8 protein-coding genes, 1 tRNA gene and 2 pseudogenes are annotated in these 12,109 nt (G+C 67.2%); 6 read left to right on the forward strand and 5 right to left on the reverse strand.

Annotation, left to right across the window (positions count from 1 at the left end; translation table 11 throughout):
* Positions 1-7: 7 nt before the first annotated feature.
* Together ACZ50J_RS04945 and ACZ50J_RS04950 are read left to right on the forward strand one after the other, a co-directional pair.
* Positions 8-565, forward strand: a complete 558-nt coding sequence (locus ACZ50J_RS04945) for a M48 metallopeptidase family protein (RefSeq protein ID WP_464300159.1) — start codon at positions 8-10, stop codon at positions 563-565.
* A gap of 116 nt (positions 566-681) precedes the next feature.
* Positions 682-3,207: a polysaccharide lyase family 8 super-sandwich domain-containing protein gene (locus ACZ50J_RS04950; RefSeq protein WP_464300160.1), complete on the forward strand. Its 2,526-nt coding sequence runs from the start codon at positions 682-684 to the stop codon at positions 3,205-3,207.
* Here ACZ50J_RS04950 and ACZ50J_RS04955 read toward each other — a convergent pair whose 3' ends face one another.
* Complete coding sequence (locus tag ACZ50J_RS04955; RefSeq protein ID WP_464300161.1) at positions 3,208-3,774, reverse strand: NUDIX hydrolase; 567 nt, start codon at positions 3,772-3,774, stop codon at positions 3,208-3,210.
* A complete protein-coding gene (locus ACZ50J_RS04960; protein ID WP_464300162.1) occupies positions 3,771-5,264 on the reverse strand; it encodes a zinc-dependent metalloprotease in 1,494 nt (497 codons plus the stop codon). The genes ACZ50J_RS04955 and ACZ50J_RS04960 overlap by 4 nt, the downstream gene beginning before the upstream one ends.
* Positions 5,265-5,414: 150 nt before the next feature.
* Between ACZ50J_RS04960 and ACZ50J_RS04965 the strand changes: the two genes are divergently transcribed.
* Positions 5,415-5,843: a molybdenum cofactor biosynthesis protein MoaE gene (locus ACZ50J_RS04965; RefSeq protein ID WP_464300163.1), complete on the forward strand. Its 429-nt coding sequence runs from the start codon at positions 5,415-5,417 to the stop codon at positions 5,841-5,843.
* 4 nt (positions 5,844-5,847) lie between these two features.
* Complete coding sequence (locus ACZ50J_RS04970; protein ID WP_464300164.1) at positions 5,848-6,993, forward strand: YlbL family protein; 1,146 nt, start codon at positions 5,848-5,850, stop codon at positions 6,991-6,993.
* A gap of 45 nt (positions 6,994-7,038) precedes the next feature.
* Here the strand turns inward: ACZ50J_RS04970 and ACZ50J_RS04975 are convergent, their stop codons facing one another.
* The gene (locus ACZ50J_RS04975) at positions 7,039-7,584 is read right to left on the reverse strand and encodes a PPA1309 family protein (RefSeq protein ID WP_464300165.1); all 546 of its coding nucleotides are present in this window, start codon (positions 7,582-7,584) and stop codon (positions 7,039-7,041) included.
* Positions 7,585-7,714: 130 nt separating this feature from the next.
* Between ACZ50J_RS04975 and ACZ50J_RS04980 the strand changes: the two genes are divergently transcribed.
* Together ACZ50J_RS04980 and ACZ50J_RS04985 are read left to right on the forward strand one after the other, a co-directional pair.
* Entirely contained in the window at positions 7,715-10,744 is a 3,030-nt protein-coding gene (locus ACZ50J_RS04980; protein ID WP_464300166.1) for a UPF0182 family membrane protein, read from the forward strand.
* A 95-nt stretch (positions 10,745-10,839) separates the two neighbouring features.
* Positions 10,840-10,913, forward strand: a tRNA-Met gene (locus tag ACZ50J_RS04985).
* A 37-nt stretch (positions 10,914-10,950) separates the two neighbouring features.
* On the opposite strand, the pseudogene ACZ50J_RS04990 reads toward ACZ50J_RS04985, so the two are convergent.
* Positions 10,951-11,166, reverse strand: a pseudogene (locus tag ACZ50J_RS04990) (IS481 family transposase); the annotation flags it as partial.
* A gap of 19 nt (positions 11,167-11,185) precedes the next feature.
* Positions 11,186-11,236, reverse strand: a pseudogene (locus ACZ50J_RS04995) (hypothetical protein); the annotation flags it as partial.
* Positions 11,237-12,109 lie beyond the last annotated feature (873 nt).

The following is a 12,109-nucleotide window of genomic DNA, read 5'->3' on the forward strand; positions in this document are numbered from 1 at the left end:
TCGAGGTATGACGTCGGCCACACCCGAAGTGGAAGTGCGGCGCTCCGCGCGTCGTCGCCGCACCGTGTCGGCATACCGCGAGGGCAACCGCATCGTCGTCCTGGTGCCCGCTCGACTGTCCAAGAAGGACGAGGACCGACTCGTCGCCGACATGGTCCGCAAGGTGCAGGCGGCCGCCGACCGAGGGCGCAGCACCGACTCCGAGTTGATGCAGCGCGCGCTGCAGTTGTCCACCCGCTACCTGGGCGGCCTGGCGCACCCGGTGTCGGTGCGCTGGGTGAGCAACCAGCAAGCCAGGTGGGGGTCGTGCACGCCGGCCAACGGCACGATCCGGCTGTCCGACCGCTTGCAGGGGATGCCCGAATACGTCAGCGACTACGTCCTTTTGCACGAGCTGGCGCACCTGCTGCAGCCCGACCACGGCAAGAGTTTCTGGTCGCTGCTGGAGGCCTACCCGCGGCTCGAACGCGCCCGTGGCTACCTCGACGGCGTCGCGTTCGGGGCCGGTCTGGAGTTGTCGGGCGACGGCGACACCGACGTGTTGCCTCCGTCGGACGACGGCTGAGTCAACGGCTGAGTCGGCCGGCAGTTCCGCGGCCGTGCACACGATCCGGAAGAGAGATGAGCATGAGCCCCGTCAGTCGACGAACTGCATTGAGAACAGCCGGAATCGGCGCCGCGATGGCCACATTCGGATGGCCGCAGATCAGCCTCGCCGCACCGGCCGCCGATGCGACTGACAACGACAGGCTGCTCGCCAACATCGCGGGGTCGTTCGCCGGCACGACCGCGACGAATGCCGACCCGGCCGTGCAGAGCAAGTTGCTGGCGCTCCACGACACCGCGCAGAGCAACCTTGCGGCCATGGTCGCGACACCGACGACCGAGTTGTTCAGCGGCCTGCCGTTGGGCACGAGCGACCCGAACCTGAACACCACGTACCTGAAACTCAGTCAGATCGCGTTCGCGACGGTGATGCCGTTGCCCGACGGGTCGAACGTCCCCACCGACCTCGCCGGCAACACCGGCGTGCAACATCGGGTGATCGACGCGCTGAGTTGGCTCTACGACACCTACTTCGGCGACCAGGCGGCCGGCTACTACGGCAATTGGTACAACTGGGAAATCGGCATCCCGATGAGTGTCAGCCGTACCTTGGCCGTGTTGCACGAGACGCTTGCGGCATACCGTCCCGACCTCGCCGCGACCTACGTGCAGGCGATGGACCTCTATCTGCGCAGCGGCAAGAACGGCGATGTCGACCTCGACTCCCGCTTCGACACCGGTGCCAACCTGGCCGACATGACGACCAATCGCATCGTGCAGGGTGCGGTGCTCGGCGACGACGCTCGCATCACCAAGGCGATCGCCGATCAGCTGACCGTCTACCGGACCATCGACCCGTACAACCTGCAACACGACGTCACCGACGGCTTCTACGCCGACGGGTCATTCATCCAGCACGCGTCGGTTGCCTACACCGGCAGCTACGGCACCGGTCTGCTGTCGCGCGTCGCCGCGACCATCGCGATGCTCGACGGAACCTCCTACGCGAGTGACGCCAACCTCGCCGATCAGGTCAACGGCTGGCTGTCGCGCACCTTCGCGCCGGTGATCGCGCAGGGCTGGATGATGGAGATGATCAAGGGCCGGGCGATCTCGCGCACCACGACCGGCTACCAGGACACCGCCGGCGTGGTCGAGTCGGCCGTCACGCTCTCGGCGTATGCCGGATCGCCCGGCGCGGGCGATCTTCAGTCCTACGTGAAATACCTGCACGAGTCCACGAAGGTCCCCGTCAACCCGACCTCGTTCACCTCACCCGGCAGCGTGCAGCGTTACGCGCAGATCATCGAGGACGCGAGCATTCGCCCGGCGGACCTCCTGCCCCGGGAAGCGACGTTCGCCTTCAACGCCATGGACCGGAACGTCCACCGCCGCGCCGGCTACACGTTCGCACTGGCGCGCAGCTCGAGCCGGATCAGCAGGTACGAATACATGAGCGGCGAGAACATGCTGCCCTGGTTCCAGGGCGACGGGGCGCACTATCTCTACCTCACCGGCGACGACCAGAGCCAGGCCTACGGCGTCGACTACGTGACGACCGTGGAGCCCTACCGCCTCGGCGGTGTCACCTCGCCGGTGGAGGATCGCAAGACCATCCCGGAGCTGTATGGCGAGCAGTTCTACGACAACCCGGCGGCCGGCTTCACCTCGTCGTCGGTGTCGCAGAACACCTACGTCTACTTCCCGCTCGGCACGAACGACTACTCCGGGGGAGCGACGCTCGGCACCTACGCGGTGGCCGGCATGGTGCAGTCGGACGACGCCGCGTATGTCGCCAAGAGTCGTGGCGAGTTGCCCGACGACTTCGTCGCCTACGCGAACGCGCGCTCGCAGAAGTCCTGGTTCCTGCTGGACGACGAGATCGCCGTGCTCGTCGCCGGGGTCTGCGACCTGCACGGCAGGGACGTGCTGACGACGATCGACAGCCGGATCGCCGCGACGACGGACGACGTCGCGGTCAGCGGCGTGCTGCGCGGCGGCACGCCGTTCGCCGGCCCGGGGGCGGCCCACCGGCCGCGCTGGCTGCGTTATGCCAACGTGACGCGCGCGAACTCCGTCGGCTACGTCTTCCTCGACGGCGCGGTGGTCGACGTCCGGCTGCGCGACGTGCAGCGCAGCCGGCGACTCGTGCGAGCGTCGAACCCGGACACCAAGGTCACGAAGCAGGTCTTCGATCTGTCCGTCGCGCATCCGGCGGACGAGGGCGCCGGCGCGCTCGCCTACGCGATCGTTCCCGGTGCCGATGCGTCCGCCCTGGAGCGGTATGACGGAACACGGCACGGCCCGGTCGTGCTGGCGAATTCCACCGACCTGCAGGCGATTCGGCACCCACAGCTCGGGCTGGTCGCGGCCAACAGCTTCACCGATCGCACGCATCGGCTCGGGAAACTCGTGATCGACGGCGCCGCATCCGTCATCGTCCAGGAGGTCGATCGTGGTCGGACGACGATCGCGGTGTCCGATCCCACCTTCGGAAGAGACGCGATAACCGTGACCGTTCCCGGACGGCGCCGTGTCGAGCGGCCACACGACGGTGTCTCGGTGCACCAGGTGAGGGGCGGCACCCGTTTGGTGTTCACGACCCGCCACGCGTATGGCGCAACGATCGCCATCACCCTGCAAGGGCGCGGCATCGTCTGATCAGGCCGAAACCAGTTGTCCCCGAAGGAGATCGATGCACTCGGCCAGGTCCGGGTCGGTTGGGTCGGGCAGGTCGTCCACCGGCCACCACCGCACGTCGTCGGACTCGTCGGAGACCGTGATGGTCGCGCCCGGCGGGGCGACTGCGGCGATCCGCAGGTCCCAGTGCGCCGTGCACCGACCGAATGCCGCGGCCAGGTCGTGCCGGTGCAGGAACAGCGCGCCGGGCACGGCGGTCAGCCCGTCGATGCCGGACTCCTCCGTCGCCTCGCGCACCGCGGCGCCGGCCACCGTCGTGTCGCCGTCCTCGAAGTGACCGCCGGGCTGCAACCACAGCTTCGCCTTCTTGTGCAGCACCAGCAGCACCTGGCTCAGGTCGGCCGAGAAGACCACCGCGCTGGCGGTGAAGTGCTCGGGCGGTCCGTCCCGCCACAGGACGTCCTCGTATGACGCGAGGTGTCCCTCGAACGCATCACGCGTCGCATTCGGTGGTGCGGCGCGCAGCACCTCGAAAGCGTTGTCCCGCAATGCCTTCCGTGAGTCAGCCAATGCAGTCTCGGCTGTCACCGGGCACTCGGACCGTCGCCGGAACCGCCGCTGGGGTCCTCGCCGTCGCCGTCGTCTCCCTTGCTCTCACGTTCGGCATCCAACTCCGCGGTCCCCTGGGCGAGCAGCGCCTCGAGCGCGGTGTCGACCTCGTCCGGCTGCGGCGCCGCGTCGTCGGGCGACTGTCGACGCCGGACGTAGCCGCTCGGGTCGTCCAGATCCGCGGTGGACGGTGCGAAATCGGGGTGCTTCCAGGCGTCGTCCCGCTCGGCCGAGCCGAGTGCCTTCTCGAGCTCGGTGAAGACGGCAGCGGCGTCGCGCAACCGGCGTGGTCGCAACTCGAGACCGACGAGGGAGGCGAAGACGCGCTCGGCCGGACCGCCGGACGCCCGGCGGCGGCGCACGGCCTCGGACAGCTGCACGGTGTGCGGCAGGTGCTTGCCGGCGGCTTCGTTCGTGACGACCTCGACCCAGCCCTCGACCAGCGCGAGCAACGTCTCCAGGTGCGCGAGCGCCCGCTGCTGGGCCTCGGAGGGCTCCGGGCTGAAGAGCGAACCCTGCAATGCCTCCTGCATCGACTCCGGGTCGGACGTGTCGGCGTCCGCCACGGCGCGTTCGATGCCCTCGGTGTCGATCGAGATGTCCCCGGCATACGACTGCACGGCGGCGATCAGCGCCGGGCCGAGCCACGGCACCGAGGCGAAGAGCCGGGCGCGCGCCGCCTCGCGGATCGCGAGGTAGAGGTGGACCTCGCCGGCGTCGACCTCGAGCCCCTCGGCGAAGTCCTTGACGTTGGCCGGCAGCATCGCGACGCCATCGGTGAGGGGGAGACCGACCTCGGTGCCGCTGACGAGTTCGCCGGCCAGCGCGCCGACCGCCTGACCGATCTGCGCGCCGAACATGCCGGCGCTCATCCGCGCCATCATCGGCTGCATCTGGCCGAGCATCGCGGACGGGTCGACGCCGGGCGGCAACCCCATCTGCTCCGCGTCGTGCGGGTCGAGGCGGCGCAACTGCTCACCCATCGCCCGCTCGATCGCGCTGTTGACGCCGCCGGCGACCGGCTCGACGAGCTGGCGCCACATCGGCATCGTCTGCTCCACCCATTCGGCGCGGCTGAGCGCCTTGGCCGGGCCGACCGCCGCGAACTCGGTGACCTCGTCCAGCCACAGGTTGGCGACCTGGACGACCTGTTCGACGTCACGCACGGTCGCCGCGCCGACACTCGCGTCGCCCGCGGCGGACACCGTCTTGCGGGCGACGTCGGTCGCGAGCTCGAGGTTGACCGGGCCGTCGACCGGCGCGGACATCATCGCCTGCAGTTGGTTCTGCAGGGCTTCCATCATCTGCGGGTTGAGGCCCTGCACGCCCATCTGCTCCAGGGCACCGGCCAGCTGGTCGTTCCCGGAGTCGCCCCCGAGGATCGACCGCAGCAACTCGGACAGGTCCGGCTCCTGGCCGTCGTCGTCCCCGGACTGGTCGTCTGGGCGCTCGGGTGGGTTGTTCGACATGTCTTCTCCTTGCCGATGACCGGGATGCGGCACGCGGCGTCTGCGCGCCGGAAGCGGTGAATAGGCTCTGCACTAGACAACCACGAAGCAGCCGGTGTGGTTCCGCCGCCCGGCACGTGTTCGCTCGCAGCAGAATCAGGAGAACGACGTATGACGGTGCCAGACCCACGGGTCCGTCTCCTCGACCTGCGGGACACCGCGTTGTCGGTCGACGAGGCGCTCGCCGCGGTCAGTGACCCGGCGGCCGGCGGCATCGCCCTCTTCGTGGGGACCGTGCGCACCCAGGATCACGCCAAGGCTGTTGAGTTGCTGGATTATTCGGCGCACCCGAGCGCGGTCGACACCCTGCGCGAGGTCGCCGAGTCCGTGCTGACCGACGAGATCACCGCGCTGGCGGCGGTGCATCGCGTCGGGCGACTCGCCATCGGTGACACCGCGGTGGTCGTGGCGGTCAGCGCACCGCACCGCGGTGCCGCACTCACAGTTTGCCGGGAGATGATCGACACGCTCAAAGCACGGGTGCCGATCTGGAAGCACCAGGTGTTCCGCGACGGAAGCGACGAATGGGTCGGGCTGTAGATCAATGACGGATGCGAATGAACAAGGCACGACCGGCCCCACTCCGGGATCGGACGCGGCCGTCGGTGCGCGGTCGGGAGACCGGACCACACCCAAGAGCTCGCTGAGCGGGCGGAACATCGGACTGCTGATCACCGCCGTGGTCCTGGTCGTCGCGATCGCCGCCCTCAACCTGATCCACGTGCCGAAGGTCATCATGCGGCCCGGCCCGGTCACCAACACGCTCGGCAAGGTCGGCGACAAGCCGGTCATCGAGGTCAAGGGCGCCAAGACCTACCCGACCTCGGGCAAGTTGGACTTCACCACGGTGTCCATGGCCGGCGGTCCGCAGTACCCGGTCAGTGTCATGGAATGGCTGCGCGCGAAGTACTTCGACAAGGACGCCGAGATCTATCCCGAGGAGATGTGGTTCCCCAAGGGAGTCACCTCCAAGCAGGTGCAGCAGCAGAGCACCGCCGAGATGACCGACTCGCAGCAGACCGCCGAGGTCGTCGCGATGCGTGCCGCCGGTGTCACCGTGCCGGAGTCGGTGAAGGTGATGCAGTTGCAGAAGGGCGCCGCGGCCGCCGGCAAGCTCGAGGTCAACGACCTGCTGACCCGGCTGAACGGCCACCCGGTCACGAACCTGGCGTCGGTGTCGACCGCGATGGCCAAGGTCAAGGCCGGTACGACGGTGCCGGTCACCGTCAAGCGCGGTTCGAAGTCCCTGGACCTGAAGGTGCCGACGAGCGCGGGCGACGGCGGTCACGCGGTCTTCGGCATCGCGATCGCACCGTCATACAAGTTCCCGTATGACGTGAAGGTCAACGCCGGCAACGTCGGCGGTCCGTCGGCCGGCACGATGTTCACGCTGGCGATCTACGACCTGCTCACGCCGGGTGCACTGACCGGCGGACACCAGGTCGCGGGCACCGGCACGATGAGCGAGGACGGCTCGGTCGGTCCGATCGGCGGGATCCGGCAGAAGATGCAGGGCGCCAAGCGGGCCGGTGCGCAGTTCTTCCTCGCTCCCACCAGCGACTGCAACGAGGCCAAGGGTCACGTTCCGTCCGGTCTGACCGTCATCAAGATCAACACGTTCCAGGACGCGCTCGCGGCACTGAAGAAGATCGCTGCCGGCCAGACCACCGGGTTCACCGGCTGCAACTGACGGCGCGCGATCTCGAGCGAGCGCCCGGGGAGTGGAGCTGGGTTCCTACTCCTCGAGGGTGACCTGGAGTGCGTGGACCAGGCCGGGTGCGATGTCCTTGCCGACCGCGACCTGGTCGTCGGCGTCGTGAGAACGCTGCCGCAGCAGGCAGATCGACTCGCCGTCCCGCAGCACCGCCACGAGTAGTCGCACGTCGGCACGGTCGGGGTGAGCGGCGAGTGCGTCAGCGGCGGCCTCGGCGCCGGCCGGCAGGCCGCGCTCGGCCTCCGGCGGCACCACGATCCGCTCCACCGCCAGCGCCACGCCGTCGACCTCCGCAGGCCAGGCGAGCTGGCGCAGCAGGCTCTCGATGTTGGAGGTCTGCGGCAGCCCCTCCTGCTCGATGGTGCTGTATGCCGAGGGGTCGGCACCCTGCAGTTGGGCAGCCAGTCCCGGCTCGCGGGAGAGCAGGTCGCCGTTGCGTGCGATCGCGAAGAGCCGCGGCGGCTGGTCCCAGCCCGCGGAGGCGACGTGGCGCTCGGTGTCGATGGCGCATTCACCCAACGGGCTGAGGAGGTGTTTGGCCTGGGGTGCGGAGTCGTCGGACGGCATACGACTTATGGTGACATCACGGCGACGATGCGCCGTATTTGCCCGGCACGGAGTCCGGTTCATAAGTCCGCGGGTTAAGTTGTCCTTTCAACCCAGCATCAACCCTGCACCCTTGGACACGAGGCCCACGTTGACATCTTCGGACGAGCCGGCCGACGGCGGCGAGCGCGACGAACAGGCGGGCACGATGGTGCGCCGCTTCGGACCGGTGGGAGCGCGGCGGCTGGTCATCGTCGCGGTGACGATCATCGCGATCCTGGTCCTCGCGCAGGTGTGGGCCAACGTGTGGACCAACCAGCTGTGGTTCCAGAGCATCGGCTACTCATCGGTCTTCCGGACCGAATACCTCACCAAGGCAACGATGTTCGTTGGTGGAGCGGTCCTTTCCGGTGGGTTGATCTGGGTCAGCATGTGGCTGGCCTACCGGCAGCGGCCGATCTACGCGCCGGTGACCGCCGAGTTGGACAGCATGGACCGCTACCGCGAGGCGATCGAGCCGTTCCGCCGTGCGGCGTTCTGGCTGGTGCCGGCAGTCTTCGCGCTGTTCACCGGGTCTGCGGCGATCGGTCAGTGGAAGACCGCACTGCTCTGGCTGCATCGACAGAGCTTCGGCACCAAGGATCCGGAGTTCCACAAGGACGTCGGCTTCTACGTCTTCACGCTGCCCTGGTTGCAGGTCGTCATCAGCTTCCTGACGATGGCGTTGATTCTCTCGCTGATCGCTGCGGCCGTCATGCATTACCTGTATGGCGGGATCGCGTTGCGGGACAAGGGAGTTCGTACGACGGGGGCTGCCCGCATCCATCTGTCGCTGTTGCTCGCCGTGCTGGTGCTGGTGCGGGCCGTCGCCTATTGGCTGGGCCGTTACAACCTGACCGCCACGGACAACTCGCTGTTCACCGGCATCGACTACACGGCTCAGAACGCCATGCTGCCCGCCAAGGCGATGCTGGCCGGTGCAGCGGTGATCTGCGCGGCGCTGTTCGTCGCGACGATCTGGACCCGGACCTGGCGGTTGCCGGTCGTCGGACTGGTGCTGCTGATCGTGTGCGCGATCGTGCTCGGCGCGATCTACCCGGCACTGGTGCAGCGCTTCAAGGTGCGGCCCACCGAGCAGTCGCTGCAGACGCCATACATCGCCCAGAACATCAAGGCGACCAAGACGGCGTACGGCCTCGACAAGGTGAAGGTCACGTCCTACACGCCGACCAAGAAGACCAGTGCCGGCCAGCTCGCTCAGGACGCCGAGACGGTGCCGGGCATTCGGCTGGTGGATCCCTCGATCGTGTCGCCGACGTTCCGGCAACTGCAGGGCACGCGCAACTACTACCAGTTCGGCAACACCCTCGACGTCGACCGCTACAAGGTCGACGGCAAGGTCGAGGACGCTGTCGTCGGCGTACGCGAGCTCGATCTGGACGGTGTGCCGGCGTCGCAGCGCAACTGGGTCAACGACCACACGGTCTACACGCACGGGTTCGGTGTCGTTGCGGCATACGGCAACGAGCGCACGGACGACGGGCAGCCGGTCTTCATGGAGTCCGACATCCCACCGGTGGGCAAGCTCGGCACCTTCGAGCCGCGCATCTACTTCGGCGAGTCCTCACCGCGGTTCTCGATCGTCGGCGGTCCCGCGAATGGCCCGAAGCGCGAGCTTGACTATCCGCGCACCTCCTCCGGTGGTGAACAGCGCACGACCTACACCGGTGGTGGCGGTGTCGCCGTCGGCTCGTGGAACCGGAAACTGGCCTACGCCATGAAGTTCCACGACCTGAACTTCCTCTTCTCCGGCGGGATCAACGCCGAGTCACGCGTGCTGGACACCCGCAACCCGGTCGATCGGGTCAAGAAGGTCGCGCCGTGGTTGACCGTCGACGGTGACCCTTACCCGGTGGTCGAGGGCGGGCACGTGCAGTGGGTGGTCGACGGTTACACGACGACCGCGCACTACCCGAACTCGCAGCTGACCTCCCTCGGCAACGCGACCACGGACGCGCTGACCTCGTCCTCGGACAACCTGCGGCAGCTGGCCGGCGGGCGCGTCAACTACATCCGCAACTCGGTCAAGGCGACCGTCGACGCCTACACCGGCAAGGTGACGATGTATGCGTGGGACGACAAGGACCCCATGCTGAAGGCGTGGATGAGTGCGTTCCCCGGCACGGTGAAGCCGATGTCGAAGATCCCGGCCGACCTGATGTCACACCTGCGCTACCCGGAGGACCTCTTCAAGGTGCAGCGTGAGTTGCTCACGAAGTATCACGTGACCGATGCCGGTCAGTTCTTCCAGGGCAACGACCAGTGGCAGATCCCGACCGACCCGGCCCACAACAACCGCGAGCAGCAGCCGCCGTACTACCTGTCGGTCGCGATGCCGGACCAGCAGTCGCCGACGTTCTCGCTGACCTCGACGTTCATCCCGACGGGTGACCGGCAGAACCTCGCGGCCTTCATGACGGTCGACGCGGACGCCGGGTCGACGCCGGGTAAGAAGAGCTCGGGCTACGGCACGTTCCGCATCCTGGAGATGCCGCGGAACGTCACGGTGAAGGGTCCGGGGCAGTTCCAGAACGACATCAACTCCTCACAGGCCGTCTCGCCCACCACGAAGCAGACGCTGGCGCAGTTCCTCACCTACAACAAGCAGGTCGGCTCCGAGGTGCAGGAGGGCAATCTGCTCACCCTGCCGGTCGGCGGCGGGCTGCTGTATGTCGAGCCGATCTACGTGCGTGCCGCGGGAAGCACGTCGTTCCCGCTGCTCAAGGCCGTGGTCGTCGGCTTCGGCGACAAACTGGCCTGGGACACCACGCTGGATGGTGCGTTGAACGAGTTGTTCGGCGGTGATTCCGGTGCCAGTGCTGGGGATTCGGGTCAGTCGACCACGCCGTCGACGAAGCCGTCGCCCTCGCCGTCCGGGAAGTCGTCGTCGAAGCCCTCGAGTTCGTCGAAGACCGATGCGGCCGAGCTCAAGTCGGCGCTGAGCGACGCGAACAAGTGGTACACGCAGGGCGAGAAGGACCTCAAGAAGGGTGACTTCGCGGCATACGGCGAGGACCAGAAGCAGCTGAAGGCGGCCATCAAGCGGGCCATCGAGGCCCAGGGCGGCACGGCGCCGTCGAGCACGTCCTCGCCCGCACCGAAGTCGACCAACGGCAAGTGAGGTCGTTGGTAGCTGACCGCTCGGTCGCGTCAAGATCGCGGCGACGGGGCCGATTTGGCGCTCCGGTCACGGTCGCGTAGTGTTGGGTTCACCGACGCGGGGTGGAGCAGCTCGGTAGCTCGCCGGGCTCATAACCCGGAGGTCGCAGGTTCAAATCCTGCCCCCGCTACAAATGTGATGTCTCAGGACATCTGCAAGGCCCGAACCTACGTTTTGTGGGTTCGGGCCTTGTTTTGTTGTTGGGGTTGGTAGTCGCGGGTGGGGTCGATCTGGAGTTCGCGGAGGAACTCGCCGGTGGTGGCGTTGATGATGCGGACGTGTCGGTCTTGGACGAGCAGGATGACGTGGGTTCGGGTGTGGGTTCGGCCGATGCCGATGTGGTGTAGTCGGCCGGCGATGCGCAGGGTCACTGGTCCACGCGACGTGCGAACCGAGCTGGAACAGGTCGCCGCAGCACTGGAACTGCCAGGCATCAACCCAGACTTGCGCCATGGGGCCTTCGCTGTGCTGCCCGTGTCGCGGTCCGAGTTCTCTGGCAGCCAAGGGCTCTGGTTGGCCAGACAGCCCGACTCAGGCCGGCTGACACTGTTCGAAAAGCAGGGGACTGCGTCCGCTGGTTGCCTCGCGACGACGGGCCGGCCGAACGAGGCAAACACTGGCCAAGGTTCCGGTAAGACCCACCCACGTGGCAGTCGAGTCTCGGGGTCGCGAACGGTCTAGCTCTTGCTCACGAGCGCTTCCCTGACTTCCCACCCCGACCGGCCACTCTTCTGTCCTCTTGCTTCCACCTGCAGTGGCGGAGCTGCTGTCCATGAGTTCGTCCGCTGCGGAATGGCGAGTCGCTAGTCCCCTCGTCGGTGTCGGTTTCTGGACGGCTTGATCTGCCCGTACCAGTCCGCGTGCTGTACACGGCAGCACGCGACCGTCTCGCGGAAATGGCAACCCCGCGTGACCAAAAGCCACGCGGGGTTCGGTCGGCCATCGCGCTACTTCGTGTCGCGACAGTCCAATAGCTTCGAGTACTTGCCGCCCTTGATCTGCTTGAGCGACTCCTTATTGATCTTGTGCGTCGGCAGAACGGCTAGTTCTACCTTGCGAGCGGAGTCAATGGAAGATGAGTTCGTGCATGCTGCGACCACTGTCCACCGATCGGAGTCCTGCTGGTCCGCACTGTATGTCGTCTTCAGCTTGAGAACAGGGGAGACGTCTTGAACATAAAGTCGAGCATTTGACGACAAGTGAGGCGCAACGACAGCCATCGTCAAACCAGGGGCGTCTTTAGTCGCGATACTCGACTCGTTACCTCCGCCGGAACTCGAGCAGGCGGCCGTGATAGGCGCAAATAGCACGCCCATCACGGCCGCA

It is taken from the genome of Flexivirga sp. G2, from assembly GCF_055397625.1.

Bases quoted from the DNA above. Each gene is read 5' to 3' on its own strand.
- ACZ50J_RS04945 (WP_464300159.1), top strand. From the start codon at position 8: ATGACGTCGGCCACACCCGAAGTGGAAGTGCGGCGCTCCGCGCGTCGT.
- ACZ50J_RS04950 (WP_464300160.1), top strand. From the start codon at position 682: ATGGCCACATTCGGATGGCCGCAGATCAGCCTCGCCGCACCGGCCGCC.
- ACZ50J_RS04970 (WP_464300164.1), top strand. From the start codon at position 5,848: ATGACGGATGCGAATGAACAAGGCACGACCGGCCCCACTCCGGGATCG.
- ACZ50J_RS04965 (WP_464300163.1), top strand. From the start codon at position 5,415: ATGACGGTGCCAGACCCACGGGTCCGTCTCCTCGACCTGCGGGACACC.
- ACZ50J_RS04975 (WP_464300165.1), bottom strand. From the start codon at position 7,584: ATGCCGTCCGACGACTCCGCACCCCAGGCCAAACACCTCCTCAGCCCG.
- ACZ50J_RS04960 (WP_464300162.1), bottom strand. From the start codon at position 5,264: ATGTCGAACAACCCACCCGAGCGCCCAGACGACCAGTCCGGGGACGAC.